Source organism: Polyangium jinanense, assembly GCF_028435365.1.
The window spans coordinates 1-26,877 of the sequence record NZ_JAGTJJ010000099.1 but is presented as its reverse complement, the minus strand read 5'-3'; the positions used below and the strand labels follow the sequence as shown (position 1 = coordinate 26,877).

General features: G+C 69.3%; 19 protein-coding genes. 8 read left to right on the top strand and 11 right to left on the bottom strand.

The window, feature by feature from the left end:
* Nucleotides 1-131: 131 nt before the first annotated feature.
* Nucleotides 132-3,047: an excinuclease ABC subunit UvrA gene (uvrA, locus tag KEG57_RS52575; protein ID WP_272424249.1), complete on the bottom strand. Its 2,916-nt coding sequence runs from the start codon at nucleotides 3,045-3,047 to the stop codon at nucleotides 132-134.
* Nucleotides 3,048-3,280: 233 nt separating this feature from the next.
* Between uvrA and KEG57_RS52570 the strand changes: the two genes are divergently transcribed.
* The 3 genes from KEG57_RS52570 to KEG57_RS52560 all read left to right on the top strand — a co-directional run bounded on the left by KEG57_RS52570 (nucleotide 3,281) and on the right by KEG57_RS52560 (nucleotide 9,935).
* On the top strand, nucleotides 3,281-4,810 hold the full coding sequence (locus KEG57_RS52570; RefSeq protein WP_272424247.1) for a glycosyltransferase family 2 protein: 1,530 nt from the start codon (nucleotides 3,281-3,283) through the stop codon (nucleotides 4,808-4,810).
* Between the two features lie 31 nt (nucleotides 4,811-4,841).
* On the top strand, nucleotides 4,842-6,785 hold the full coding sequence (locus KEG57_RS52565; RefSeq protein WP_272424245.1) for a HEAT repeat domain-containing protein: 1,944 nt from the start codon (nucleotides 4,842-4,844) through the stop codon (nucleotides 6,783-6,785).
* A gap of 309 nt (nucleotides 6,786-7,094) precedes the next feature.
* The gene (locus KEG57_RS52560) at nucleotides 7,095-9,935 is read left to right on the top strand and encodes a hypothetical protein (RefSeq protein WP_272424244.1); all 2,841 of its coding nucleotides are present in this window, start codon (nucleotides 7,095-7,097) and stop codon (nucleotides 9,933-9,935) included.
* Nucleotides 9,936-10,101: 166 nt separating this feature from the next.
* Here the strand turns inward: KEG57_RS52560 and KEG57_RS52555 are convergent, their stop codons facing one another.
* From KEG57_RS52555 to crcB, 9 genes are all read right to left on the bottom strand, one after another.
* Complete coding sequence (locus KEG57_RS52555; RefSeq protein WP_272424242.1) at nucleotides 10,102-10,233, bottom strand: STAS domain-containing protein; 132 nt, start codon at nucleotides 10,231-10,233, stop codon at nucleotides 10,102-10,104.
* Between the two features lie 14 nt (nucleotides 10,234-10,247).
* Nucleotides 10,248-10,712 (bottom strand): hypothetical protein, encoded by a 465-nt coding sequence (locus KEG57_RS52550; RefSeq protein ID WP_272424240.1) that lies wholly within the window; start codon nucleotides 10,710-10,712, stop codon nucleotides 10,248-10,250.
* Between the two features lie 60 nt (nucleotides 10,713-10,772).
* Nucleotides 10,773-12,092 carry a tetratricopeptide repeat protein gene (locus tag KEG57_RS52545; RefSeq protein ID WP_272424239.1) on the bottom strand — a complete coding sequence of 440 codons (1,320 nt, stop codon included), beginning with the start codon at nucleotides 12,090-12,092 and terminating at the stop codon, nucleotides 10,773-10,775.
* Between the two features lie 222 nt (nucleotides 12,093-12,314).
* A complete protein-coding gene (locus tag KEG57_RS52540) occupies nucleotides 12,315-13,769 on the bottom strand; it encodes a hypothetical protein (protein ID WP_272424237.1) in 1,455 nt (484 codons plus the stop codon).
* A gap of 168 nt (nucleotides 13,770-13,937) precedes the next feature.
* Nucleotides 13,938-15,143: a serine/threonine protein kinase gene (locus tag KEG57_RS52535; protein ID WP_272424234.1), complete on the bottom strand. Its 1,206-nt coding sequence runs from the start codon at nucleotides 15,141-15,143 to the stop codon at nucleotides 13,938-13,940.
* Between the two features lie 78 nt (nucleotides 15,144-15,221).
* Complete coding sequence (locus KEG57_RS52530) at nucleotides 15,222-17,360, bottom strand: serine/threonine-protein kinase (RefSeq protein WP_272424232.1); 2,139 nt, start codon at nucleotides 17,358-17,360, stop codon at nucleotides 15,222-15,224.
* 52 nt (nucleotides 17,361-17,412) lie between these two features.
* Nucleotides 17,413-18,276 (bottom strand): AAA-like domain-containing protein, encoded by an 864-nt coding sequence (locus tag KEG57_RS52525; RefSeq protein WP_272424231.1) that lies wholly within the window; start codon nucleotides 18,274-18,276, stop codon nucleotides 17,413-17,415.
* Between the two features lie 130 nt (nucleotides 18,277-18,406).
* Nucleotides 18,407-19,243 carry an SIR2 family protein gene (locus KEG57_RS52520; protein ID WP_272424230.1) on the bottom strand — a complete coding sequence of 279 codons (837 nt, stop codon included), beginning with the start codon at nucleotides 19,241-19,243 and terminating at the stop codon, nucleotides 18,407-18,409.
* 85 nt (nucleotides 19,244-19,328) lie between these two features.
* Nucleotides 19,329-19,709, bottom strand: coding sequence for a fluoride efflux transporter CrcB (crcB, locus tag KEG57_RS52515; RefSeq protein ID WP_272424228.1), 381 nt, complete (start codon nucleotides 19,707-19,709; stop codon nucleotides 19,329-19,331).
* A 126-nt stretch (nucleotides 19,710-19,835) separates the two neighbouring features.
* Between crcB and KEG57_RS52510 the strand changes: the two genes are divergently transcribed.
* Genes KEG57_RS52510 through KEG57_RS52500 form a run of 3 tightly spaced genes read left to right on the top strand, consistent with a single transcriptional unit; the run spans nucleotide 19,836 to nucleotide 23,598 of the window.
* Entirely contained in the window at nucleotides 19,836-21,839 is a 2,004-nt protein-coding gene (locus KEG57_RS52510) for a potassium transporter Kup (RefSeq protein ID WP_272424226.1), read from the top strand.
* Nucleotides 21,839-22,852: a 2-hydroxyacid dehydrogenase gene (locus KEG57_RS52505; protein ID WP_272424224.1), complete on the top strand. Its 1,014-nt coding sequence runs from the start codon at nucleotides 21,839-21,841 to the stop codon at nucleotides 22,850-22,852. Before KEG57_RS52510 ends, KEG57_RS52505 begins: the two co-directional genes overlap by 1 nt.
* 56 nt (nucleotides 22,853-22,908) lie before the next feature.
* Nucleotides 22,909-23,598 (top strand): dienelactone hydrolase family protein, encoded by a 690-nt coding sequence (locus KEG57_RS52500; RefSeq protein WP_272424223.1) that lies wholly within the window; start codon nucleotides 22,909-22,911, stop codon nucleotides 23,596-23,598.
* Here the strand turns inward: KEG57_RS52500 and KEG57_RS52495 are convergent.
* Entirely contained in the window at nucleotides 23,593-24,879 is a 1,287-nt protein-coding gene (locus tag KEG57_RS52495) for a citrate/2-methylcitrate synthase (RefSeq protein WP_272424221.1), read from the bottom strand. The two genes, KEG57_RS52500 and KEG57_RS52495, sit on opposite strands and share 6 nt — an antisense overlap.
* Nucleotides 24,880-24,913: 34 nt before the next feature.
* Here KEG57_RS52495 and KEG57_RS52490 point away from each other — a divergent pair, with 34 nt between their 5' ends.
* Nucleotides 24,914-26,065, top strand: coding sequence for a citrate synthase (locus tag KEG57_RS52490; RefSeq protein ID WP_272424220.1), 1,152 nt, complete (start codon nucleotides 24,914-24,916; stop codon nucleotides 26,063-26,065).
* Between the two features lie 133 nt (nucleotides 26,066-26,198).
* On the top strand, nucleotides 26,199-26,753 hold the full coding sequence (locus KEG57_RS52485) for a hypothetical protein (RefSeq protein WP_272424218.1): 555 nt from the start codon (nucleotides 26,199-26,201) through the stop codon (nucleotides 26,751-26,753).
* The last annotated feature ends 124 nt before the right edge of the window (nucleotides 26,754-26,877 follow it).

Genomic DNA, 26,877 nt, shown 5'->3' with positions numbered 1-26,877 from the left:
CGGTTGGAAGAACTGCGCGAAGCGCAGTTCTTCCACAAAAGGTCCAGGGCTTGCCCTGGTTCGGGTCGAGGGGCGAACAGCCCCCGCGGGGCCCGGGGCAGCGCCCCGGCGCAACGCCGTGGAGCACCCACTCAGACGTGCGCCCGGACGGACTTGCCGTTCCTGGCTTTCGCCTTGACCTGCTCGCGCTCGAGGAGCTCCGCCAAAAACCGCCCCGTATGGGACTCCGGCACGCGCGCCACCGCTTCCGGCGCGCCTTCCGCGATCACGCGCCCGCCGCGTGCGCCGCCTTCGGGGCCGAGATCGAGCACCCAATCTGCGAATTTGATCACGTCGAGGTTGTGCTCGATCACCACGACCGTGTTCCCCGCGTCGACGAGCCGTGAAAGCACGACGAGCAGACGCCGGATGTCCTCGAAATGCAGGCCCGTCGTGGGCTCGTCGAGCACGTAGAGCGTGCGGCCGGTCTGGGTTTTTCCGAGCTCGCGGCTCAGCTTCACGCGTTGCGCTTCGCCGCCGGAGAGCGTCGTCGCGCGCTGACCGATCTTCATGTAGCCGAGGCCCACGTCCACGAGCGTCGTCAGGATCCGCTTCAGCGCCACGTGGTGCTCGAACATCCCGAGGCATTCCTCCACGCTCGATTCGAGCACCTCGTTGATGTTTTTCCCCTTGAAACGCACGGAGAGCGTCTGCGCATTGTAGCGTTTTCCGCCGCAGACCTCGCAGGGAACGTACACGTCGGCGAGGAAGTGCATCTCGACCTTCACGACGCCGTCGCCGTGGCAGCTCTCGCAGCGCCCGCCTTTCACGTTGAAGCTGAATCGCCCTGAATCCCAGCCGCGCGCCCGCGCCTCGGGCAGGAGCGCGAAGACCTCGCGGATGTGATCGAACGCCTTCGTATAGGTGCCCGGGTTCGAACGTGGCGTGCGGCCGATCGGCTGCTGATCGATTGCGATCACCTTGTCGAGCACGTCGAGCCCTTCGATCGAATCGTGCGCGCCTACCGGGCCCGTCGCGTCGTGCAGCGCGCGGCTCAGCGCCGGGAGCAGGATGCCATTGACGAGCGAGCTCTTGCCCGCGCCCGATACGCCCGTCACGGCCGAAAGGACGCCGAGCGGGATGCGGGCGTCGACGTTCTTCAGGTTGTGCTCTCGTGCGCCCTTGATCTTGATCCAGCCATTCGGCTTCCGGCGCTCGCCGGGGATCTCGATGCGACGGCGGCCGGAGAGGTAATCGCCGGTCACGTTGCCTTTCGCCTCCGCGAGCGCCTCGGGCGTGCCGGCGAAGAGCACGCGTCCGCCCTCGTGGCCGGCGCCGGGGCCGAAGTCCACGACGTGATCGGCGGCGCGGATCGTCTCCTCGTCGTGCTCGACGACGACCACCGTATTGCCGAGGTCGCGCAGGCGTCGCAGCGTCGCGATCAGCCTTTCGTTATCGCGCTGGTGCAGGCCGATGCTCGGCTCGTCGAGCACGTACATCACGCCGGAAAGCTCGCTGCCGAGCTGGCTCGCGAGCCTGATGCGTTGCGCTTCGCCGCCGGAGAGCGTGGTCGCCGATCGATCGAGGGTCAGGTAATCGAGCCCCACGTTCATCAAGAAACCGAGCCGCGCCTCGATTTCGCGCTTCACGCCCTCCGTGATCCGGGCCTTCCCGCCGGGCAGCGTGAGTTTTTCCACGAAATCGATCGCGCCGCCCACCGTCATCGACGTCACGTCGGCGATGTTCTTCTCGGTAACGAAGACGGCGAGCGTCTCCGGGCGGAGGCGCTTGCCTTCGCAGGCGTCGCAGGGCATTTCCCGGAAAAACTTCCGGTAGAGATCACGCGCCATGTCGCTCGTCGTATCGCGGAAGCGTCGCTCCAGGTTCGGGATCACGCCTTCGAACTTCATGCCGAAGGTCCCGTGGCTCTCCGAGCCCTCCTTGCCCCATTGCACGGCGATCTTCTTGCCTTCGAGCCCGTACAGAATCAGCTCGCGTTTTTTCGCCGGGAGCTTTCCGAACGGCATGTCGAGGTCCACGCCCGTCGCCTTTGCCACGGCGTCCGCGATGCGGAACGTCCAGCCCTCGCCGCGCGACATCGCCGAGGCCCAGGGCGCGATCGCGCCTTCCCGGAGCGAGAGCGCCGGGTTTGGCACGATGAGGTCCGGATCTGCTTCGAGCCGCGTGCCGAGGCCGCTGCATTTCGGGCACATGCCGAGCGGGCTATTGAACGAGAAGCTCTGCGGGCTGAGCTCGGGATAACTCTTGCCGCAGCACATACGCGCCTGGCTGAAGGGGCGGGGTTTTTCGCCCTCGACGTCGACGATCATCTCGCCTTTGCCCTCGCGCAGCGCGAGCTCGATGCTCTCGGCGATGCGCGGCCGATCCTCGCCGCGCACCGTGATGCGATCGGCGACGAGCGAGATGTCGTGCCATAGCTTCTTGTCGAGCTTCGGCAGCGGGTCGAGTTTTTCCATTTTGCCGTCGACGATCACGCGGGAGAAGCCGCGCGTCGCGAGGTCCTCGAAGATTTCCTTGTGCTCGCCTTTCCGGTGCACGACGAGCGGCGCGAGCAGGGTGGCGCGGCTGCCCTCGGGCAGCTCGAGCAGCGTCTCGACGATCTCGTCGACGCTTTGCGAGGCCACGGCCTTGCCGCACGTCGTGCAGCGCTGCTCGCCGGCGCGGGCGTAGAGCACGCGCAGGTAATCGTAAATTTCGGTGATCGTTCCGACGGTGGAGCGCGGATTCGAGGAGGCGCTCTTTTGCTCGATGGCAATCGTGGGCGAGAGGCCAGAAACGTGCTCGACCGACGGGCGATCGAGCTGGCCGAGGAATTGCCGGGCGTAGGCCGAGAGTGTCTCGACGTAGCGGCGCTGACCCTCGGCATACAGCGTGTCGAACGCGAGGCTCGACTTGCCCGAGCCGCTCGGCCCGGTGAACACCACGAGTTTGCGTTTGGGGACCTCGAGCTGCTCGATACGGAGGTTGTGCTCGCGGGCGCCCTTCACGACGATGAAATCAGGCTCGCGGGCGGCGGGGATCTCGTTCTTCGTCCTGGTCTTGGGCATGGGCGGTGGTTTGTCCTCGGTGGATCGCGCGCGCGTTGCCCATAGCACGTTCGTCCGTCCGTGTCTTCCCGAAACGCCATGTCCGTTCCCATTCGAATGTGCGTTCGTGTATACCGCGTTACGAGAAACACGGTAGAATGGTGTTTTCGTGACCACCCCGGAGACTTTGGGGACCAGGAAGCGCGGTGCTTCCTGGCCGAGGGGCTCTGGAGCGCCAAACGGAGGGTGTTGCATTGGGCGCGCTCGTCTGGCTCCTGCGTATCCTCGATCTGGTGATCGTCGGGTACGTAACCGTGTTTTTCCTGCTCAACCTGCGGTTCGTTCTGGTCAGTTATCGAAGGATTCAACGGGAGCTCACGGCCGAGCTCGTCCGGCCCGCGGCGCTCTCCGAGCGCGACGCTTTCTTGCCCGTCGTATCGCTTCTCGTGCCCGCCTACAACGAGGAGGTCACGATTGTCGAGAGCCTCAAGTCGCAGCTCCGCCTGCGCTATCCGGCCTACGAGATCGTGATCTGCAACGACGGATCGAAGGACCGGACGGTCGAGGTTTTGCTCTCCGCGTTCCCGTTCGTTCCGGCCGTGCTCGAGCGGGCGAGCGGGCTCGATACGGCCGAGGTGCGTGGGATGTGGGAGTGCCGGACGGGCCTGCCCGAGAACGTCAAGCGTATGGTCCTCATCGACAAGGAGAACGGCGGCAAGGCGGACGCCCTGAATGCGAGCACGAGCGTTGCCGCGGGCGAATTCGTGACCAGCATGGACGCCGATAGCCTGCTCGTCCCGGACGCGCTCCTGCTCGCCGTGCGCAAGGTGATGGAGTCGCCGGACGATACCGTCGCCGTCGGCGTGCAGGTCGGGCTCTCGAATGGATCGATCATCCGCGATGGCGAGGTGAAGGAGCTCGCGCTGCCCACGAGCCTCATTGGAAAGTTGCAAATCGTGGAATACATGCGGTCCTTCGCGAAGGGGCGGACGGCGCTGTCCGAGGACAACGCGGTGCTCATCCTTTCCGGGGTTTTCGCGCTGATCCGGCGCGACGTGCTCTTCGAGGTCGGTGGCTTTCTCACGCGCCACGTTCGCTCCAGGATCTGCATCGAATACTGCACGGAAGGGGCGCACACGGTTTGCGAGGACATGGAAATCGTGGTGCGGCTCCACCGGTATCTGCTCGACAAGGGCAGGCCGGGGAGAATTGTCTGTTTGCCCTTCGCGGTCACGTGGACGGAGGCGCCCGAGAATTATCGGGACCTCGGAAAGCAACGAGCAAGGTGGTACCGAGGGCTCTGGGAGGTCATGAGTTATCACCGGGCGATGCTGTTCCGCCCGCAGTTCCGGCAGATCGGCCTCTTCGCAATGCCGTATCAGCTCGTGTTCGAGGCCCTCGCGCCGCCAACCGAGTGCGTCGGATACCTGCTGCTCATCTTGACGACGATCTTCGGCGCGCTCTCCGGAACGGCATTGCTCGCATTCCTGGGGCTCGCGATGGCCATGAATTTTTGCCTGTCGACGCTGTCGGTCATGCTGTGCACGTTTTCCGCACGGCCCGGGCGGGGGCTTTCCGGCGCGGCGTCGCTCGTGCCGTATCCGCGGGCCTGGGACGCGGTGGTGCTGGTGCTCGTGGGGTTCTTGTCGAACCTCGGATATCGCCAGTATCTCGTGTTCTGGCAGCTCCGGGGGCTCTACGATTTCTTGAAGGGGAAGAAGGGCTGGGACAAGTTCGGGCGCAAAGGGTTTGCCCCCGCTGCCCCCGCCGCGCAGCGGGCCTGACGCCGGCCATCGAAAGGGATCGAGGGAGACGGTGAGTGTCCTTGTCTTGGTCCTGTACGTGGGGCTCGGGATCGCGGTCCTCGCGCTCGTGCCAGGGATCTCGGTGATCGGGCGCGAGGCGCTGCGGAGGCGGCGCGAGCGGCGCGCGGTCGAGCGGCTCGCGGCCGCGCGGAAGGTGCTCTCGAGGCTACGCGCGGAGCCGGCCGAGCGCGTGGCGAGATCCCTCGCGCAAGGTTTCGATCGAAGCACGATCCAGGCTGCGCTTTCGCAGGCGCTCGACGAGGAGGCGCGGTGCGCGGTGGTATGTGAGGAGCTCGGGCTGCGCGCGGCCTGGGAGCGCACGCTGCGCGATTCGAAATCGTGGAACGAGCGGGCCCACGCGGCGCGGATGCTCGGCAAGCTCGGCGCCGCGTCGGCAAGCCCCGCGCTCGCGTCGGCGCTCGCGAATCCACACGAGGATACGACGGTGCGGCTCGCGGCGGCCGAGGCCATTGGATCCATTCCGGACATCGCGGTGCTCCCGCACCTCTGCGAGGCGCTCGCGTCGCAGGGCGAGGGGGGCGCGAAGGTCGTGGCCGAGGCGCTCATTTCTTTTGGATCGGACGCGGTGCGGCCGCTCGTGAGGATGCTCGACGACGAGCGCGCGCAGGCGCGGACCTGGGCCGCGCGGGTGCTCGGGAAAATCGGGGATCCGGGGGCGACCTTGCCGCTCGTGGCGCAGCTCGGCGACGGCAATGCGGCGGCGCGGGCGGCCGCGGCGGAGGCGCTCGGGCATATCGGAGATCCGCGAGCGACGCGGCCGCTCGTGAGCGCGGTCCTCGGCGATCCGTCGAGCGCCGTGCGCGCACGGGCCGCGGCGGCGCTCGCGCGCGTGGGCGATGAGGAGGTCGTGGGGACGCTCGTGGCCACGCTCGGCGACCCGGATCCGGAGGTGCGATCGCGGGCCGTGGACGCACTCGCGGCATTGTCGCCGAAGGATCGATCGGCCATCGAGCGGGCGCTCTTCGATCCGTGCGACGACGTGCGGCGGAGCGCGGCGCTCGCGATGGATCGGCTCGGTATGGTGTCGGCCTGGGCCGCGGCGCTCGGCGACGGGACGGCCGAGGGGCGCGCGGCGGCGCGCGCGGCGCTCGTGGCCGTGGGACGCGCGGGTTTGTCGGAGGCGATCGTGGCGGCGGCGCGGCACGAGGCGGGCGCGGTGCGCGCGGGCGTGTTCCGGATCCTCGGGGAAATCGGCTCGGCGCGGCACGTAGCGGCGCTCGGGCGAGCGCTCGACGACGCGGCCGTGGAGGCGCGCGAGAGCGCGGCGCTCGCGCTCGGGAGGATCGGCGGCGAGCAGGCGATCACAATGCTTGGGAGGGACAAACCCGAGGGCATCCCCGAGGCGACGTGGATCGTTTCGCGCGCGCTCGTCGGCGTGGAGACGTGGGTCGCCGAGGCGCGGGCATTCATGGCGGATCCGGCCTCCGCGGCGGCGGCGCGGGCCGTCTGCGAGGCGGAGGGGGAGACGCTCGTGCGGGCGTTCGAGGCGAAGCTCTGCGCGGCGGGTCCGGCCGAGCGTGGACGGAGGACGGTGACGCTGTCGCGCTTCGCCATTGCGGCGCGGCGCGCGGCGCGGCTCGAGGATCGGATACGGGCCATTCTGGAGCTCGCCGAGCGGCGCGGGCCCGAGGCGACGGCGGCGCTCGCGGAGGTCGTGGTGAGTGACCCTTCCGCGGAGGCGCGCGGGCTCGCGGCGCGGAGCCTCGCGCAGGCGGAGGAGCGGTGGCTCGTGGTGCCGGCGCTCGTGCGGGCGCTGTCGGATCCGTCGCCGGAAGTGGCCTTCGAGGCGTCCCAGGCGCTCGGGCTCGGCGCCGCGAGCGAGGACAAGACGGGGCGGCGATCCTCGGAGGCGGCGCCGTCCGAGCGGAATGGTGCGTCCCGACGAACAACTGGAAAACTGTTCCTGAAAGAGACCGGCGAGACCGCTGCTTGACCGCGCCGCCCTGGCGCCGTCGGGAAGCTCCACCGCTGCTCGAAAGCTCTGGCGTGGCCGATCGCGCGCGACGGAGAGCGTCCTTGCATTGCGCGTCGTCCGGCCGCGGCGGGCGCGGGCGAACGGCGGACGAACCCCGATCGGACCTCGTCCATGCCATCCGAAACATCCCGACGAAGGCATTTCCCGCCGTAATCGGGATCATCCTACCTTTACAGAACGCATTCTGCGGGCAATCCTCTCGCTGCGCTTTTTCTTCGTGTCGATGGCGGCGTGTGGTTGGGCCGTCGCCACTGCCCTGGAGGTTTCATGCGATCCGTGCTCCGTGCGGCCATGCCGCTCATGCGATTGAAAGGCTTGGTTTTCTTGGGCGCCGCGCTCGGCGCGACGTTCTCGCAGAACGCGCAGGCGTCCGTCGCGTCGCCGTCCGCCGCGTCGTCCGCCGCGTCATCCTATACCTTGTTCGAAAGCGGCCAGGTCCGTCCGGTCGCGATGTCCCCGAGCGGGAACCTGCTATTCGTCGTCAATACACCCGACAATCGCCTCGAGATCTTCCGCCTCACGTACAGCGGCATCCTCGAGCATACCGGCTCCGTGCCCGTCGGACTCGAGCCCGTCGCGGTCGCGGCGCGAAGCAACAGCGAGGTCTGGGTGGTCAACCACCTGTCCGACAGCGTGAGCATCATCAACGTGACCGGCATCGGCAGGGGCTCCGTGGTGCGCACGCTACACGTCGGCGACGAGCCGCGCGACATCGTCTTCGCCGGGCCGAGCAAGAACCGTGCATTCATCACCACGGCCCATCGCGGCCAGAATGCGCCGTTCGATCCCCAGCTCACGACGCCCGGCGTGGGCCGCGCGGACGTGTGGGTCTTCGACGCCCTGAATCTAGGCACGACGATGGGCGGCACGCCGCTCAAGATCCTGAACCTTTTCGGCGACACGCCCCGCGCCCTCGCGGCCACGCCCGACGGCTCGCGCGTCTATGCGGCCGTCTTCCATTCGGGCAATCGCACCACCATCGTCGACGAATCCCTGGTGCCCAACGGCGGCGAGGACGCAGGCGGCGTGCCCGGGCCGAATACCAATTTCGAGGGGATCCCCGCGCCCGAGGTCGGCGTCCTCGTGAAGCACGACGGCACATCCTGGCGGGACGTGCTCGGCCGCCCCTGGGACGACGCGGTGAATTTCTCGCTGCCCGACAAGGACGTCTTCGTCATCGACGCCAACGCGAGCCCGCCCAAGCAGCTCACGGGCTCCGCGGGGTTTTACGCGGGCGTGGGGACGGTCCTCTTCAACATGGCCGTCAATCCCGTCAATGGAAGGGTTTACGTCAGCAACACCGAGGCCCGCAACGATCTGCGCTTCGAGGGGGACGGCCTTTTCGCCGGCGAGACGCTGCAAGGCCACCTGCACGAGAGCCGGATCACGGTGCTCGGCCCCGGAGGCGTCGTCCCGCGGCACCTCAACAAGCACATCGATTACGACGTCCGGCCGGCGCCGCTGTCGGTGAACCAGAGAAGCCTCGCGCAGCCGCTCGGCATGGCCGTGTCGAGCTCTGGCACGACCCTGTACGTGGCCGCGTTCGCGTCCTCGAAGATCGGTGTGTTCAATACGGCCGCGCTCGAGAACAATTCCTTCGTCCCGAGCGCGACGAGCCACATCACGCTGAGCGGCGGCGGACCGACGGGCATCGTCCTCGACGAGGGCCGGGCGCGCATGTACGTCCTCACGCGCTTCGACAATGGGCTCTCCGTCGTGAGTTTGTCGACGCAAAAGGAGATCGCCCACATCAAGATGTACAGCCCCGAGCCGGACAGCATCGTCGAGGGGCGGGCTCTCCTTTACGACGCGCGGCTCTCCTCCAGCAATGGCGAGGCGGCCTGCGGGAGCTGTCACGTCTTCGGCGACATGGACGATCTCTCCTGGGATCTCGGCAATCCCGACGGATCGGTGCTGAACAACCCCGGCCCGTTCAAGGGGCCTCTGTTCGTCGACCCCGATTTCCACCCGATGAAGGGGCCGATGGCGACCCAGAGCCTGCGCGGAATGGCAAACCACGGCACGATGCACTGGCGCGCCGACCGCACGGGCGGCAATGATGAGCCGAGCGCGCAGCCGGACCAGGGAGCGTTCGACGAGGTGGCCGCATTCAAGAAATTCAACCCCGCGTTCGTGGGCTTGCTCGGACGGACGGCGGAGCTCAGTGCCGAGGACATGCAGAGGTTCACGGACTTCATCCTCCAGGTCGCCTATCCGCCGAACCCGATCCGCAACCTCGACAATTCGCTGACGCCCTCGCAGCAGGCGGGTCGCGATTTCTTCTTCAATACGCCGGTCATCGGCCCGGCCACCTGCGCGACGTGCCATCCAGTCAATCCCAATGCCAACCCGAACGATCGCTTCCCGGGGTTCTTCGGTGCGGATGGATTCTCGGGTTTCGGCGGCGCACCGCAGATCCTCAAGAACGTGCACCTGCGTGGCCAGTACCAGAAGGTCGGCATGTTCGGCTCCGCCGTCGCCTTCGGCTCCGAGCTGCCCGATCCCTTCATGGGCGATCAGATCCGTGGCTTCGGCTTCACCCACGACGGGAGCACCCCGACGTTGTTCCACCGGAGCGGCGTGTTCGACAAGGGCACCCCGATCCTCCCCGAGATCCTTCCCGAGCCGATCACGGTCCAGCCTGGGATCCCCCTCGGCCCCGAGGGGGACCAGATCAAGCGCAACATGGAAGCGTATCAGCTCGCCTTCGATACGAACTTCGCGCCCATCGTCGGGCAACAGGTGACGCTCACCGTGGCGAACCAGGCGTCGGCCGCGGCGCGTATCGAGCTCCTCTTGCAACGCGCGAACGCCTTCGAATGTGATCTCGTGGCGAAGGGCGTCTCGGGCTCCTCTTCGGAGGTGGAGGTCGGGTACCTCTACATCCCGGAGATCAATCGCTTCGTCGTCGATCAGCAGGCGATCGGGCCGATCCCGGACGCGGTCTTGCGCTCGGTCTTCCTCGGGAGCGGCAAATCGCTCACGTATACCTGCGTGCCGCCCGGCTCCGGGGTGCGCATCGGTATCGATCGGGATCTCGACGGATACCTCGACGGCGACGAGATCGCCGCGGGCAGCAATCCTGCAAATCCCCTGAGCACGCCCTGAAGCGGTGTTCTAGAACATCGATCGGTTTGCAACCGCTCGATGTTCTAGCTCTTTTGTCCCGAGGGGGACGCCTCGCGTCCCCCTCTCGTCCGGGCAAAGCCCGGCCGATTCACCCCCCGAGGGAAGCTCGCTTCGCGATCTTCCGAGCATCGAACCGGTCGATGCTCTAGATCCGAGCGTGCGCGCGCGGTTTGTCGCTCGGCCGGATCCCGGTGATGATCCCCTCGGCGCCGAGCAGCCGCACGGCGCCGAGGATGTTCCGCATGTGGCTCGCCGTCCCGGTGTTGGCGATGTCCACGCCCGTCAAATTCGTCAGGGATCCGTAGGCAGGAGCGTCTGGCAGACATGGGAGACACAAGCGACCTGAATCATCGACGTGTCCTCCGTGGTTTTCCCGTCCTCGACGCGCGTGGGCTGGGCAATGCAATCGCAGAGGGCGTGCGTTCCGCATTCCTGCTCGGCCATCGAGACGGCCGGCAGATCCTTTGCGGCGAGGCCGATGGCCGAGAGGCTGCCGCAGCAATCGACCACGTGCAGGATCTGGCCGCAATCCTGATCCGTGACGCAGGCCTTGCTCGCCGCGGGGAACTGCACGCCGTCGTTGAAACACGTGAGCGTGAACGTTTCGCCGCCGGAGCCACCGGAGCCGCCCGAACCGCCGGAGCCACCGGAGCCGCCCGAACCGCCTGCGCCGCCCTCGACGCTGTTGCCGCAGGCGACGAAGAGGGGGAGCGCGGCGAGGGCCAGGATCGAAACAAGAAAAGGTCGAAGCTTCATGACGCGATGATGCCGCCGCGCTCGACCGACGTAAAGCACGTCCCGTCGCGGCGCCCGCATTCACCAGCGCACGAGCGCGCCGATCTCGAAGGTGTGCAGCGCGGCGCGCTCGGCGCCGGGAGGGCCACGGAATGTGAGGTTGTAGAGCGGCATCACGCGCAAAAAATCGTATGGCCGGAGATCCGCGCCGACGTAAACGGCATCCGTGAGGAGGCCCTGGATCTGGAACGCAGCCGGGAATCGCTCGGCCTCGGCGCCATGTGCATACCCGGCCCGGAGCGCGAGCCACGGCAGGAGCGTGCGGCCCGCCGAGAATGAGAACGCGTGCACGAGCCGACTCTCGCTCGCGCCCCGGGGATCCTCGACGCGCACGTGCGTGAGCCAGTACGTCGCGTCGAGCCGGAGCAGGTCACCAATCGTGACGCCGAGCGTGGGGCTCGCCCCGTGCGTGGCGATGCCGTCCGCGTACCGACGGTACGTGTACGAAAGACCGCTCGTGAGCCAGGGGCGGATGGGAGCCGTGCCGTGCGCGCGGAGGCGGAGCATCGGGACACTCTCGGCCGGCGCGCCGAACGCCGCTTCGCCACCCAGGGAAAACCCATGCCCGAAGAGCCACATGGCCCGGCCGCCCCAGGTCGCGCCGTAGGCCCACCCGCCCGATGCCGCCTTGGGGCGGCCACCATGTTCGGTCTCGACGCCGAGGATGAGCTTGCGCCACGCCTGCGAGACCTCGACCTCGACCTGCCCGAGCGTCGGCATGGGCGCCGGGAAAACGAGGACCCGCGTGGTGACCCGCGCATACCCCGTGGACAGACGTCGCGCGAGTGCGCGGAGCTCGGTGTTGCCCCCGGACGCGACATACGCCCGCTCCGCGAGCGCGTGCGCCGTCGTGAGGTCGCCCCGCGCGAATTCGAGCCGCGCGCGGCAAGCGAGCAGGGGAGGGGAGTCCTTGCGCTCCGCCGCGTCGAGGACCGCCTCGGCCTCGTCCCAGAGGCCTTGCCAGGTGAGCACGTCGAAGAGGCCGGCGCGGACGTCGTCGTCGGCGGGGTGGCGCGAGAGGACGTCCCGATAAGCGGCCGCGGCCCGCGCGTGGTGCCCTTCCCAGGCGTCGAGCCGCGCGAGCCCGGTCCGCGCCTCGTCGTCCCGCGGATCCCGCGCGAGGAGCACCTCGTAGCGTCGGCGCGCCGCGGGTCTGTCCCCGCCGTATGCCGCGCGCCGCGCCTCGTCGAGCAGCGCGTCGCGATTGTCGCCGAGCACCTCGCCGCCGTGGCGCGGAGGCGCCGCCGTGCAGGACGCAAGCACGAGCAGGACAGTCGCCCAGACAGGGCCCGCGAGCGCGCGGCGGCCCAGGCAAAAAGCCCGTGCACGGTGGCTGCGCACGGGCCGAGCCTCGCACATCCACATGCGACGCGCACGCCGCGGGCACGCGCCTGCCGCGCAAGATCACACACGTGTCCAGAACGCGATGCCGCGTGAGCATCGACCGCATCGCGGTCGATGCTCCAAAGGTCCAGGGCTGCGCCCTGGTTCGGGTCCAGGGGCGAAGAGCCCCTGGTCGGGCCCGGGGTGAAACCCCGGCGAGACGCTGTGGAATCCCGTAACTCAGTGGAAGCGATATCCAACGCCGATGGGCAGGGCGATGGCATACCCATCCCACGTCTTGAGGAACGTGGGCCATGCGCTCGCGACGAGCGAGCCTGTGGTGATGCTCTTGCCCTTGCCGAACTCGGCGAGCGTGTACGAGACCTCGACTGCGGCGCCGAACGAGAAGCCGAAGCCGGTCTCGTTTTCCGTGGGGATTGTGCGGCTGAGCAGCAGCTCGACCTCGTCCCCTCCGTTGAGATCGGCCCACTCGCTCGGGACCTCGCCGCGCGCGCCGTTGATGGTCGCCTTTTGTGCGCCGAACCCGACGGCGAGCGTGCCGCCGATCCAGAGGCGATCGTTCACGCGCACGGAGAGCGCTGGACCCACGAGGAGCGAGTAGCCGCCCGTGACGAGGTAACTGCCGAAGAAGCGACCGCCGACGTGCAGCTTCTCGCTGACCGCGTACCCGACGAACACCTGGCCGCCGACGGGGACGCCGATGGCCGGATCGACCGTGGCGTAACAAGCGCTCGCGTCGCAGGCCTTGTACTCGGCCGCTTCGCCGCCGAGCGGGTAGGTGATGCGATACTCGTACGTGAGGGCCGAGAGCGCGTCCACGCTCCCGCCGCCGAGGAAGAGCTGCCCGCCGCCAAATGCGCCGACGTCGATGACGAGACGTTTGGCCCGGTGGATCGGCCCCTTGCCGTCGTCGGGCTCTTCGGGTTTTTCCTTCGGTTTCGTATCAACCGCGGCGCCGCCGCCTGTGGTCGTGTCTGTCTTGGTCGTCCCGCCCGCTTGCGCCGCCGCCCCGCTCTCCCCGCCCGCGGGTTTGTCCGAGGTGGACGCCGCATTCGCGTCCTCGGCGAGGGCCGGGACGACGACGGTCTTGCGCTCGGCCTGCTTGAGGCTGAGCGTGGTTTCCCAGGTTTTGCGGCCGGGCGCGGTGGCCACGATCTTGTGCTCGCCGGGATCCACGGGACGACCCTTGCCGAGCGCGCCGAGATCGATCTTCTGTCCGTCGATCGCGATCTCGATGCCGGGCGTGTTTGCCGCGACGGAAACGGTCACGCGCGGCAGCTTCGGCTCGAGCGCCTTGCTGTTTGCGCGTGCGCGCGCCTCGATGTCGGCGCGCGCGGCCTTACGGGCGTCCGTCTCGGCGTCGAGCATCTCGCCCCACGCGGTCGCGAGCTTGCCTTGCTTCTCGTGGCAGAGCGCGAGCTCGAGCAAAGTCGCGGGGCTCGGGGAGAGCTTGTACGCCTCGGCGATCTTGGGGCACGCCTCGTCGTACTTCTTGTCCGTGACGAGCTGCTTGCCCTCTTTGAGCAGCGCCTCGGCGTCGGCCGCGTGGGCGCTCGCGAGAGGCGCGAGGCTCGCCGTGGCCAGGGCCGAAAGGAAGAGGCAAAGGCGCGTGCGCCGCGAAGCGCGGCGGCCGTCGTGGGGAGGCACGTGGTTCGGCTTGTCTGTCTGGATCATCGCGTCGTCCAAGGCGGGAGCCCGGAATAAGGAAAGCTACGAGCGTGGCAGGCTGGAAATCAATTTTTTCCTTCGTCCGTGACGCAGTCGTCACGACCCCGGGCGCGAAGGTGCCGCCGAACGCCGGCCTCGGCGTCCGTCAGCTTCCTCATGTTCGCGGGAGATGGCTCAGCGAGAAATGAGGCCTCGCCACCAGGCGGTCGGCGCGCGGCCCTTGTCCTGCGGGGTATTCGTCGGATCGGGGCCCTCGAGCTCGTCGCTGAGGCCGGAGAAGGTCTCGTCGAGATCCCCCGAGTCGACCGAGGCAGGCGCGGCGGGGTTCGCTCCCGTGAGCTTGAAAAGATCGGGCTGCAGGCTATTCGGTCCGCCCGCATTGTCTTGCTGCGTGAGTGATTTGAACTCGAGCAGCATCAGGTCGAGCATCTCGCCGATCATGGCGAGGCCGTCGACCTTCTTTGCCGGCGCGCCCGCGGCGCCGAGTACGAGATCGGCGACCTCGTACTCGCTGACGGGCCGTCCGAAGCGATAGAGGAACCGCGTGAGATCGCGCCCGAAATCACGTGCCGTCTGGTAGCGGACGTCGCGATCACGCGCGAGCGCGGTGCGGATGATCTCCTCGAGCTCCGGGGGTACGTCGGGGCTAAAGGGCTTGAGCGAGGGGATGTTCGCCTCGCGCACGAGCTTGACGGTGCCGAGGTCGGTCTCGCCGAGGAAGAGGCGACGGCCGGCGAGCATCTCCCAGAGGATGATGCCGGCGGCGAAGACGTCGACGCGTTTGTCCACGCTGAGCTCCATGACCGTCTCGGGCGCGAGGTAGCCGAATTTGCCCTTGATCATGCCGGCGTCGCTGTTCGCGAGCTGGCTCGACGCCTTGGCGAGGCCGAAGTCCACGATTTTGCACTCGCCGTGGCGCGTGATGAGCACGTTCGCCGGCGTGACGTCGCGGTGGACGATGTTGAGGTGTTCGCCGTCGGGCGTGTGGAGATCATGCGCGTAGGCGAGGCCCTGGCAGATCTTCGCGGCGATGAAGCACGCGCTCTCGACCGGCATCGGTTTGCCGACCTTCTTCTGGTACTCGATCACCTGCTTCAAGTCGGCGCCGTCGACGTACTCCATGACGATGAAGTACGTGTTGTCACCGACGCCGATGTCGAAGACGCTCACGACATTGGAATGCGCGAGGCGGCCGGAGAGGCGGGCCTCGTCGAGGAACATGTCGATAAACTGCTCGTTCTTGCTGAGGTGCGGGAGGACGCGCTTGATTGCGACTTGCTTGCGGAAGCCCTCGATTCCTGCGCTCTCCGCAACGAACACCTCGGCCATACCGCCCGAGGCGAGCCGCTTGATGACCCGGTAACGCTGGTTCTCCGACATCGCTGGTTCCTCGTACCCCCGCGCCTCCCAGAGTGTACCTGCTCGTCACGAGGATGTGAGGTTTTTGTCCCTCGAAGCTCAGGGCACGACGTCGACCGCGAGGACGTAGGCCTCGAGCCCACCAGGCTGCACCCGCGGCGCCTCGGTGATCCAAGGGTCTCGTACGAGCCTTAGGCGCACGCAGCGCGGCGTGCCCTCCTCGTAGGCGATCGCGGGACCCGTCCAGGGAGAGCGCGTATCTTCTTGCGAGAGCGTACTCTTGTCCGCGGTGTGCACGCGGACCCTCCGCTCGACCTCGCGGCCTCGCAACGTCGTGACCTCCAGCACCGACCCCGCGTCTCGCACGACATCACGCGCCGTCCAGCGGATCGCCTTGCCGTTCGCGGAGGCGCCCACGCAGTACGTGTCATGATCCTCGACCCAGCCAAGCGCGCCCGTCCGCGTCTCGCCGGGCTCGATCGGCGTGGCCGAGGGGAGCTCGTCGTTCGGCTCGATCTCGTGCGTGGAGCCCTCCTCGGCGAGCGCGACCGTGATGGCGTAGGTGTCGGAAACGTTCTCGTGCACGAAGGGGATCCTTCGATCGCCACGCGGATCCAGGTCCTGCAGCACGGAGGCGTAGTACCGGCCGGGCTCGATGCTGAGCCGCGGGATCGAGAGATCCCGGCCGGATCGACCCACGCAGTACTGCGCGATCGGCGCCTGGAAGCCTTGCCGGTAGAGGAGTGTGCAGGTCTCCATGTTCGGGAGCGCCGTCACCACGAAGCGCGCGATCCGCGGCGTATCCCCCGCGCCCTTCGGGACCTCGAACGAATAAAAATCACGATCGCTGTGCTGCGCGTCGATGCGCTTGCCGAGGAGCCCGGACACCGACGTGCCGAGCGGCAAGGGCGTCGCGTTCGCCGCCGTGTCGTTTGGCTCGAGCTCCGCGCCCGCGAAGCTCGGGGTCCAGCGTCGCCACATCACGAAGAGCCCCGCGCCCGCGCCGAGGATGAGCACGAGGCTCGACGCGAACCAGGCGAGGTGCCGGCGGCTGCGCAGCTTGCGCTCGTAGGCCTCGACCTCGTCACGGCTCGCAATCTCGCCGGGGCTCTGGGCCGCCCCCATCAGCGCCGCGCGCGTGAGGTTTCGGAGGACGCTCGCATCGAGCAGCGCCTCGACGTCCTCCGTCCCGAGCTTGCGTAGCTCCGCCGCAATGGCCGCCTGCAACTCGCCCGCGCTCTGCCATCGCGCCGCGGGATCCTTTTCGAGCGCGCGCAGCACGACGGCGTCGACCCCGGGCGGGATGCCGCGCGACGGGGCGCGGATCGACGGCGCGATCGGCTGCTCCGTGACGTGTTTGACCAGGATGCTCGCCGAGGTCTTCGCGTGGAACGGGTAATGGCCGGTGAGCGCGTGGTAGAGGAGCACGCCGACGGCGTAGAGATCGGCGCGGTGATCGACGGGGTCGCCGCGGATGAGCTCGGGCGCGAGGAAGTACGGCGTGCCGATGAGCTGATCGCGGCGCGTCACCTCGCCGCCCGTGCTCGCGTCGGCCTCTTCCCGCAGCTTCGCGATGCCGAAGTCGAGCACCTTGGCGATGTCGGTGCCGCCTTCCGTCGTCGTGATCATCACGTTCTGCGGCTTGACGTCGCGGTGCACGATGCCCTTGCCGTGCGCCTCGCCGAGCGAGCTCAGGATCTGGAGGACGATCTTGCCGAGCCGCGCGAACGGCATCGGGCCGGCGTCGGCCAGCATCGCGGCGAGATCACGGCCCGTCACGAGCTCCATCACGATGTACGTGAGGCCCGCGTCCACGCCGTAATCGAAGACGTGCACGGTGCTCGGGCTCGACAAACGCGAGACGGTGAGCGCCTCGCGCTTGAAGCGGCGCACGACCTCGGGGCTCATGCTGAGCTCGCCCGCGAGCAGCTTCATCGCGAGGAGTTTTCCCAGGTGGACGTGCTCGACCTTGTAGACGACGCCCATGCCGCCGCGGCCGATCGGCGTGAGGATGCGATAACGGCCGGCGACGACGAGGCCGATGAGCGGATCGGCGCGGTGCACGAGCGCCTCGTCGTCCAGGTTGAGCGAGAGCGCGAGGGCCGCGATGCGCGACGTCGGCTGCGGGGTCTCCGCCGGCGCGGACGTGTCGACCTCCGGAGAGGGCTCCACGGCCAGCGCCGTCGTTTCGGCATCGCTCGGAGCCGTGTCGCCTGGAACGTCCTCGCCGATCGACATGAAAATCGCGCCGATTGTGCCCGAGCTGAACTCCCGCGGGAAGCAGACACGCTCAGATCCATGCGCCTCGGAGCCGCTCGGCGGCCGCCATCACGTGCGCGGCGGTGATCGGCTGCCGGAGCGGAGGACGTAGCTTCTCCACGATCTCGCGCGCGAGGACGTTCACGACCCACGGGTGCCCGCCCGAGATCGCGGCGATCTGCGCCACGGCCTCGTCCCGGAACGGCTGCCCCGTCTCCTCCGTGTGCTCCGCGCAGAGCGCGGCCACCTGCGTGGCCGTGAAATCGGGCAGGCGGAGCGACGTCGCCGCGGGGCCGAGCAGCTCCACGGCCGAGGCCTGCACCTCGTCCGAGCCCGAGAGCACGACCGACCACGGCGCCGCGCGGGGCCGGGCCTCGTAGGTCGCCCGGAGCTGCGCGAGCAGGCTCGCGCGGATCTCGCGTGGCAGGAGCTCCACGTCGTCGAGCAAGAGGATGAGCGGCCGCGGGCACGCCCGCGCCCACGCCGAGAGCACGACGCCCGCGAACCGCACGTCGTACGAAGGGGGCCACGGCGGTGGCCGCAGCGGTGCCGGGAGCTGCTCCGCGGCCGCCTGCGCGATCGCTTCGAGCAACGCGCGCTCGCCCGACGCCTCCGCGCCGCGCCTCGGCCGGCACGACGCCCGCACCACGGCCCACGCGCCGCTCTCCGCGAGCCCCACCGAGAGCCCCCGCAGCCACGTCGTCCGCCCATGCATCCGCGGCGCGTGCACCACCACGTACGACCCGCGCGCCACGAGGTCCGGCACCTCCGCGAGCCGCGTGCTCGCGGCCAGCATGTAATGCAGTTCGTCATGGCAGGGCCCGACCACGTTGAACCGGCGGCGATGCCGGTGCGTCCCGAGGAACCGTGCGCCTCGGGCCTTGTCGCGCCCCACGCGTTCGCTGGAATCTCGGTCATGTCCGATGGCTGGCTCACCGAGCCAACCTTGCCCGTGTTGTCTCGTCGTCGTGCTCACGACGAGGGATGTCCCCAGGCCCCGCGGATTCGAAGTTTTTCTCGACCGGTCAGGCGACGCCGAGGGATCGGGCGATCGGGAAGAGTACCTCGTCGGTGAACTGCCGCGTCGAGAGCGGGACCCAGGCCACGCCGATGCGCTCGAGGAGGCATTGGCGCGCGCGTTCGATCTGAGGCGTGACCAGGAGGGAGCGCGGTCTTGGCCGCTGCGGCTCCTCGCCGCCCGTGCGCTCGACGCGCTCGAGCTCTTGCCAGAGGGGAGATTCGTCGAGCCGGGTCCCCACGAAGACGAACGGCAGGTCGCAGAAGTCGCGAACGAGGGCCGCGTAATGCGGATCCTTGTCGGATGCGAGGCGCGCGCCGTACTGCGTCGTCGAGAACGTCACGCCGCGCGGGCCGTTCGTCACGTGCCCGTTCAGGTGGACGACCTCGAGCCGCGATCCGTCGGGGGTCTCGTCCGGCGGCGGATCGTCGGCGAGCGCCGCGCGGATCACGACGGGCCGGGGCAGGTCGAACCGGGCCTCGGCGGCCGTCGCGAGATCGTCCACGTTCAGCGTGTAGATCCGGCGCCAGGGGAGGGCAAACCAGACCCGGTAAAACGCCGGGAGCCGCGCCGGGTCGACCGTGAGCCGACGCCGGAGCAGCGCTTCGAGTTTGTCCGGGGTCTCGGACAGGGCGTGCTGGAAGAGGTCCTGGAGCGCGCTCCCGTCCCGGGATTCGCCGGGGAAGCAGAGGTCCCAGAGCTCTTCGGAGAGCTCCGGCCCGCTCGGGATCGCGCTCCCATCCTCGGCGCGCGCGTCGACGGAGAACCCCGCGCCCGTGAACAAGACCGCCCGCCCGGCGGCGAGCTCGCGGCCGAGATCGCTCGTGATGTCCGCGTCTGCCATGCGTCGATCCCTCGGGCCGCGCCGCGGGGCGTCGAGCCCGCCGCTTGTTCGCGTGGACTTTCAGGCGAGCTCGGCTGCGGGGTCGTCAGCGCGAACCGGGGAGCCGACCGAGGTACATCCCGACGAACCCGGCGCAGAGGCAACCCACGAGCGTCGCCGTGCCGTACAGCGCGGCGAGGCGGGGCTGTCCGTTCTGTACGTACTGGACGAGCTCCAGGTTGAACGTGGAGTACGTCGTGAACCCGCCGAGGAAACCCGCGCCGAGCGCGACCTGGAGCGTCGGGCCGAGCCACGTGACACTCCGGGAGAGCTGGAAGAGGAGCGCGAGCAGGAAGGAGCCGGCGACGTTGACGGCGAGGGTTCCGTAGGGAAATGCGGTGCCGTATCGCGAAAGGGACCAGGTCGTCACGAGAAACCGTGCACCCGAGCCGATCGCCCCGCCGACGCAGACCCACAGGAGCTTCATCCCCATCCGCGTGCGCTCCGTGCCGGCATCCCCCTACAGAAGTCCACACCGTCCTCGTGGTCAAGCCTCCCGGGGCGGCGGGCCGCGCCTCGCGTCTCTGCCGGGATGGGGTACCATCCGCGCTCCATGACGGAAGACCAAGCGGGCACGCTTGCCTCCACCGACGCATCCGCGACGGACGGGAGTAGCGTGGTCCCAGACGCAAGGGCGGCCGGAGACGCGCCACAAACGAGCGCGCCGTCGCATGCCGCCGCGACCCACGGCGAGGCGACGCACGGCGCGCGCTGGGCCTTGCTCCTCGGCGCCCTCGGCGTCGTCTTCGGCGACATCGGCACGAGCCCGCTCTACGCGATCAAGGAGTGCTTCAGCCCGGAGAGCCCGCATCACGTCGCGCCCACGCCGGCGAACATCCTCGGCATCCTCTCGCTCGTCTTCTGGTCGCTCTTGATGGTCGTGACGGTCAAGTACCTCACGTTCGTCCTCAGGGCCGACAATCAAGGCTCCGGCGGCATCATGGCCCTGCTCGCGCTCGTGCCCACGCGCAAGGGCCCGGGCACGGGTCCGCTCGTCTTGCTCGTCCTTCTCGGCGCGTCGCTCCTTTATGGCGAGGGCGTCATCACGCCCGCGATTTCGGTGCTCTCGGCCATGGAGGGCCTCGAGGTCGCGTACGAGCCGCTCAAGCACGTCGTCGTGCCGCTCACGGTGGCCATTCTGGTCGCGCTCTTCCTCGTGCAGAAGCGCGGCACCGGGGGCATTGGCAATGTCTTCGGGACCGTCACGCTCCTTTGGTTCGTCACCATCGCCACCCTCGGGGCCCGGTGGATCCTGGCCAATCCGAGCGTGCTCGCGGCCGTCGATCCCCGGCACGGCGTGCGGTTTTTCCTGGAACACCGCGGCCACGGCTTCCTGCTTCTCGGCGCTGTGGTCCTCTGCATCACGGGCTGCGAGGCGCTTTATGCGGACATGGGCCATTTCGGGCGCGGCCCCATCCGCCGGGTGTGGTTCGCCATCGTCTGGCCCGCGCTCCTGCTCAATTATTTCGGCCAGGGCGCGTATCTGCTCCAGCACCCCGGCGGCGCGACGAATCCTTTTTATGGCCTCGTCCCCTCCTGGGCCCTCTACCCGACGGTCGCCATCGCCACGGGGGCCACGATCGTCGCCTCGCAGGCGCTCATCTCCGGGGCCTTCTCGCTGACGCAGCAGGCCGTGCAGCTCGGCTACTTCCCGCGCGTCACGATCGTCCACACCTCGAAGGACACCGAGGGGCAGATCTACATCCCCGAGATCAACCGCGCGCTGCTCGTCGCCTGCATCCTGCTCGTCTTCACGTTCCGCACCTCGACCTCGCTCGCGGCGGCCTACGGCATCGCAGTCACGGCCACGATGACCATCACCACGACGGTGTATTTCGTGGTCGTCACGAAGCGCTGGGGCTGGCCGCTCTGGAAGGCGCTGCCGCCCGTCGCGGTGTTCCTCGCCATCGACCTCTCGTTTTTTTCGGCAAACGCCGCCAAGTTTTTCCAGGGCGGCTGGTTCCCCGTGGCCATGGCGTTCGTGATCTTCACGGTCATGACGACCTGGAAATCGGGCCGCCGGATCCTCGCCGAGTCCTTCAAGGATGGCATCCTGCCGCTCGAAATGTTCCTCGAGGACGTCGAGCGCACGAAGCCCCACCGCGTCCGCGGCACGGCCGTCTTCATGGCCTCGAACCCGAACGGCACGCCGCCCGTCCTGCTCCACCATTTCAAGCACAACCAGGTCCTGCACGAGCAGGTCGTCCTGCTCTCCATCACGAACGAGCGCGTCCCCGAGATCCCGCCCGATCAGCGCTTGACCGTCGAGCACAAGGGCCACGGGTTTTTCCGGGTCAATGCTCGCTACGGCTTCATGCAGACGCCGAACGTGCCGAACGCGCTCGCCGCCTGCAAGGAGTTCGGCCTCTCGATCGAGCTCCAGCGCACGAGTTATTACCTCGGCCGCGAGACACTCCTGCCGACCGGCCGCTCGAAGATGTGGAAATGGCGCAAGGACCTCTTCGCCTTCATTTCCCGCAACGCGCGCCCCGCCACGGCGTATTTCGGCCTGCCCCCGGGTCGCGTCGTGGAGCTCGGGATGCAGATCGATCTGTGATGAAAGTTTCCGTCTTCGATACCCACCGCTACGAGCGGGACATCCTCGCCGCGTCCGCCGCGCGGCGCGGGCACGAGCTCGTTTTCCTCGAACCCCGGCTCACCGAGGAGACGGCCGTGCTCGCGCAGGGGACCCGCGTGGCCTGCTCCTTCGTCAACGACCACGTCACCGCGCGCGCGCTCGAGACGCTCGCCGCCGTGGGCGTCGGGCTCATCGCGCTTCGATCGGCCGGCTACAACCACGTCGATTTGCAGGCGGCGGCGCGGCTCGGGCTGCCCGTCGTGCGTGTGCCCGAGTATTCGCCCCACGCCGTCGCCGAGCACGCGGCCGCGCTGATCCTCGCCTTGAACCGCAAGATCCACAAAGCCTACGCCCGCGTGCGCGAGGGCAATTTCTCGCTCGAGGGCCTCGTCGGCTTCGACATGGTCGGCAAGACCGCCGGCGTCATCGGCACGGGCCGCATCGGGGCCGCGCTCGCGCGAATCCTCCACGGGTTCGGCTGTCACGTGCTCGCCTACGACCTCCGCCCGGACGCCACGCTCGTCGACGGCGGGATCGTCCGGTACACCACGCTCGCCGAGCTGTACGCGAAAGCGGACATCCTGTCGCTGCATGTCCCGCTCACGCCGGAGACCCATCACCTCGTGGACGCCGCGGCAATCGCCGCGATGAAGCGCGGGGTGATGCTGATCAACACCGGGCGCGGCGCGCTCGTCGATACGCCCGCGCTGCTCGAAGCGCTGAAGACGGGGCAGGTGGGGCACGCGGGGCTCGACGTGTACGAGGAGGAGGAGGGCATCTTCTTCCAAGATCTCTCGGACCGCGTGATCCAGGACGACGTCCTCGCGCGGCTGCTCACGCTCCCGAACGTGCTCGTCACCTCGCATCAGGGGTTCTTGACGCACGAGGCACTCACGAACATCGCGGAGACCACGTTCGAGAGCGTCTCGGCATTCGAGCGGGGAGAGCCGCTCTTGCATGCGCTTCGCGTCGAGACCGTGATCCGGTCGTAGTTGCGGCGGCGGGCTCTCTGCCCGATGCCGGATCCTCGATAGGGAGGGAGCGGATCATGGTGAACGAGCGAGCGGAGACCTCGCCGGTCTGCATGCCGGCGGACGGCGTGATGCTGAACGGCGATCTCGGGATGCCGGCAGGGGCGCGGGGCGTCGTGCTGTTCGCCCATGGCAGCGGTTCGAGCCGGTTCAGTCAGCGCAATCGTCACGTCGCGGCGAGCTTGCGGGCGCGCGGGTTCGCGACGTTGCTCGTGGACCTCTTGACGGCCGAGGAGGAGGCCGTGGATCTGCGGACGGCCGAGATCCGATTCGACATCAACCTGCTCGCGCGGCGGGTCACGGGCGTCGTCGATTGGCTCGGCCGGGCGTCGTCGACGGCGGGCCTCGGGATCGGGCTCTTCGGGGCGAGCACGGGGGCGGCGGCGGCGCTCGTGGCCGCGGCGGAGCGGCCCGACGCAGTGCTGGCGGTCGTCTCGCGCGGCGGGCGGCCCGATCTCGCGGGGCCGGCGCTGCCGAAGGTTCAGGCGCCGACGCTGCTCATCGTGGGCGGGGCGGATACGCTGGTGATCGATCTGAACCAGCAGGCGTTCGAGGATCTCCGGTGCGAGCGGGAGATCGTCATCATCCCGCGGGCGACGCACCTGTTCGAAGAGCCGGGGGCGCTCGATCAGGTCGCGGATCTCGCGGGGCACTGGTTCGAGGCGCACATCGCGCCGCAGGGACGGCGAATGGCCCGCGCTTCATGATGCGATCGAGCGCGGGCGCAGGAGCGTAGGATCCTTGCGCTGTTCGAGGGCGTGGGCGATCCAGCCGGCGAGGCGACCGATTGCGAAGAGGGTCGTGGCCGCGCCCGGCGGCAGGCCGAGCGCAAGGCAAAGGGCGACGAGGCCGACATCCACGGACGGGGGCGGATGGCCGGCCTCTTTCGTCGCGTCGAGCAGGGCGAAGAGGGCGGCGACGCTGGTTTTTCGAGGCGCCTCCACGCGCGCGGCCGCGAGCAGGGGTGGGGTGCGCGGGTCGCCGTCGGGGTAAAACGGGTGCCCGAGCTCGAGGACCCTGTCGCCGCGGCGGGCGCGGGCGGCGACGACGGCGCGGGCTTTTTCGGGGCGGCCGACCTCGGCGACCACGGCCTCGATGCGGTCGCAGGCGCCGCCGTGCTTCGGGCCGGAGACCGCGGCGAGCCCGGCGCTCACGCAGGCGTAGAGATCGGCTCCGGTCGAGGCGGTGACGCGGACGGCGAACGTCGAGGTGGCGAGCTCGTGATCCGCGAGCAGCACGAGCGCCTGTTCGAGGGCGGCCTCGGCGCGCTCAGACCTGCGGCCGCCGAGGGCGACGAGCAGGGCGCGGGTCATCGTGGGCTCGGCGAGCGCGGCCTTGGCGCGGCGCGCGCCTGCGGGCAGGGCGGAGAGCGCGGCGAGGCGGCGGATCAAGGCGCGGGCGCGGGGCAGCTCGGCCTCCTCGGTGGCGGCGAAGCGCAGCGGATCCCGCGCGGCCAGGGCCGGGACGGCGAGGGCGAGCGTGGCGAGGGGCGGGGCGCCCTCGGGGACGAGGTCGGCGAGGCGGGCCACGGGGAAGGCGGGATCCTGGGGCAAGGTCCAGGTGGGGCGTTCTTCGGGGAGCGCGCCGGTCCAGAGCAGCTCGGCGACGGATTCGAAGGGCACGCCGGCGGCGGCGAGGGCGGTCGCGGCCTGACCGCGGTAGCGCGGGCCTTCTTCGGCGCTGATCGTGGTGATCGTCGAGGTGAGGACGGGCTCGCCCCAGCGCAAGGCGGAAGCGGCGACCGGGCCGTGCCCGCGGCGCGCGTCGCTCCGGGCCTTCAGCCGTTCGAGGTCCTCGCGCATGTAGAGGCGGCTCCGCCCGCCCTCGCTGGGCACGCTGCGGACGAGGCCGCGGCTCGCGTACGCGTAGAGCGTCTCGCGCTTGACCCCGAGCAGCGCGGCGGCCTCGGGTCCGGACACGAGGTTCGATGGTTGATTGTCGAATCCAGTAGATTGATTGATCAATCCACGTTGATCAACGTTGCTCACGACATCAAGGATACCATCAACGAAGGAGGAAACGATGGACCTTGCGAAGCAGAATGGGGCGAAACACGCAGCGACGAAAGCGAGCGGGCTCGATGGGGTCGTCGTGGCGGATACGGCATTGAGCGAGGTCGACGGCGAGCGGGGGCGGCTCGTCGTGGGCGGGTACGACGTCGAGGCGCTCGCGGGCCGGGTCGGCTTCGAGGATCTGTGCGCGCTGCTCTGGACGGGCGCGCTGCCGGACGCGGCGACCCGCGGCGCGATCGCGGAGGCGCTCGCCGAGGGGCGGACGCTGGCCTTCGAGCAAATTCCGTCGCTCGGGGAAGCGCTCGTCGCGGAGGACGGAAGCGCGGCGCTCATGGCATGCGTGGCGCACTTCGGCGCGCGCGCGGCGTGGCGGTCAGAGAATCGGCCCGCGTGGGTCGAGCTCGCGCGGGTCACGGGCGCGGTCGCGACGTTCGCGGCGGCCTGGGCGCGGCGTCGCGCAGGAGGCGCGCCGATCGCCCCGGACGCGAAGCTCGGGCACGCGGCGGACTTCCTGCGGATGGTGCGCAGCGCGGTCGCGCCCGAGGCAGCGGCGCGGGGGCTCGACGCCTACCTCGTGACCGTGGCCGATCACGGCATGAACGCCTCGACGTTCACCGCGCGGGTCGTGGCCTCGACGGGCTCGGATCTGGTCTCGGCGATCGTGGCGGCCATCGGCGCGCTGAAGGGCCCGCTGCACGGCGGCGCGCCAGGGCCCGTGCTCGACATGCTCGACGGCATCGGCGAGCCGTCGCGGGCCGCGGCGTGGATCGAAGCCGAGCTCGCAGCAGGGAGGCGCATCATGGGCATGGGGCACCGGATCTACCGGGTGCGGGATCCGCGGGCGGCGGTGCTCGAGCGGGCCATCGGCGAGCTCGAGCGCGACGGGAGCGTGGGGGCAGGGGCGCGTCTCGCGCTCGCGCGGGCAACCGAGCGCGCGGCCGAGACCCAGCTCGCCGAGCGGCACCCGGATCGGCCGCTCAAGGCCAACGTCGAGTTCTACACGGCCGTCCTGCTCGACGCCGTGGGCCTGCCGCGCGAGCTGTTCACGCCCACGTTCGCGGTGGGACGGGCCGCCGGCTGGTGCGCGCACGTCGAGGAGCAGCGGCGGGCGGGGCGGCTCATCCGGCCGGCGTCGCGGTACGTCGGGCCCGTCCCGGCTTGAACGACCCCCGTTGCCATCGATCTGCCACTGTACATCTAGACAGCGGCCACGACCTGGGGTAGCGACCCGCCCGAGCGGATCGCGCAGGGTCCGGGCGCGCGCCCCGGCCCCGCAACGGCAAACGGAGACGACCATGGACGTGGCAGATCCCATTCCTCCCTCGGTCCAGGCCCTGATGGACCTGTTCGCGAGCGAGCTCTCGCATGTGAGCTTTCCCGGCGTCGATCGGGCGACCCTCGAGCAGGTGGTGACCGAGGTCCGGACCCACACCGAGGCCGTGGCGAAAGCAGAGGCAGCCCTCGAAGCGGCGCGCGCGGCGCTGCGGGACAGCGAGGAGACGCTGTCGAGCAAGACCACGAAGGCGCTCGCCTACGCGCGCGTCTACGCCGAGGATCACCCCGACATCCGGTCGAAGGTCGAGTCGGTCGCGCGGATCGCAGGCACGGCATCCTCGCCGCCCGGCCCCTCCCGCGAGGCCAGCGGCGACACGCCGAAGCGCCGCGGCCGCCCCGCGAAGGCGAAGGCCGCAAGCGCCGAGCCGGCCGCCGAACCGGCTGCCGAGGCGGCTGCCGAGCCGACGGACGGGACGCCGGCCGCGCCGCCGGTGATGGAGCTCGGGCCCTCGACGATCAGCGGCGAGGAGGCCCCCGAGCCGTCCGAGCTCAACGGCGCGGCGCACCCGGCCTGAGCCGCAGGCGTTTCACAGCGTAGCGCCGGGGTTTCACCCCGGACCCGAGCAGGGGCTATCCGCCCCTGCACCCGGACCAGGGCAAGCCCTGGACGCGGGGCGACAGCGCGCGATGCGCGCTGTC

What these genes read in the sequence shown, in the direction of transcription:
- KEG57_RS52505 (WP_272424224.1), top strand. Translation starts at nt 21,839, where the DNA reads ATGAAAGTTTCCGTCTTCGATACCCACCGCTACGAGCGGGACATCCTC.
- KEG57_RS52560 (WP_272424244.1), top strand. Translation starts at nt 7,095, where the DNA reads ATGCGATCCGTGCTCCGTGCGGCCATGCCGCTCATGCGATTGAAAGGC.
- KEG57_RS52510 (WP_272424226.1), top strand. Translation starts at nt 19,836, where the DNA reads ATGACGGAAGACCAAGCGGGCACGCTTGCCTCCACCGACGCATCCGCG.
- KEG57_RS52500 (WP_272424223.1), top strand. Translation starts at nt 22,909, where the DNA reads ATGGTGAACGAGCGAGCGGAGACCTCGCCGGTCTGCATGCCGGCGGAC.
- KEG57_RS52530 (WP_272424232.1), bottom strand. Translation starts at nt 17,360, where the DNA reads ATGTCGATCGGCGAGGACGTTCCAGGCGACACGGCTCCGAGCGATGCC.
- uvrA (WP_272424249.1), bottom strand. Translation starts at nt 3,047, where the DNA reads ATGCCCAAGACCAGGACGAAGAACGAGATCCCCGCCGCCCGCGAGCCT.
- KEG57_RS52485 (WP_272424218.1), top strand. Translation starts at nt 26,199, where the DNA reads ATGGACGTGGCAGATCCCATTCCTCCCTCGGTCCAGGCCCTGATGGAC.
- crcB (WP_272424228.1), bottom strand. Translation starts at nt 19,709, where the DNA reads ATGAAGCTCCTGTGGGTCTGCGTCGGCGGGGCGATCGGCTCGGGTGCA.
- KEG57_RS52535 (WP_272424234.1), bottom strand. Translation starts at nt 15,143, where the DNA reads ATGTCGGAGAACCAGCGTTACCGGGTCATCAAGCGGCTCGCCTCGGGC.
- KEG57_RS52540 (WP_272424237.1), bottom strand. Translation starts at nt 13,769, where the DNA reads ATGATCCAGACAGACAAGCCGAACCACGTGCCTCCCCACGACGGCCGC.
- KEG57_RS52490 (WP_272424220.1), top strand. Translation starts at nt 24,914, where the DNA reads ATGGACCTTGCGAAGCAGAATGGGGCGAAACACGCAGCGACGAAAGCG.
- KEG57_RS52520 (WP_272424230.1), bottom strand. Translation starts at nt 19,243, where the DNA reads ATGGCAGACGCGGACATCACGAGCGATCTCGGCCGCGAGCTCGCCGCC.
- KEG57_RS52550 (WP_272424240.1), bottom strand. Translation starts at nt 10,712, where the DNA reads ATGAAGCTTCGACCTTTTCTTGTTTCGATCCTGGCCCTCGCCGCGCTC.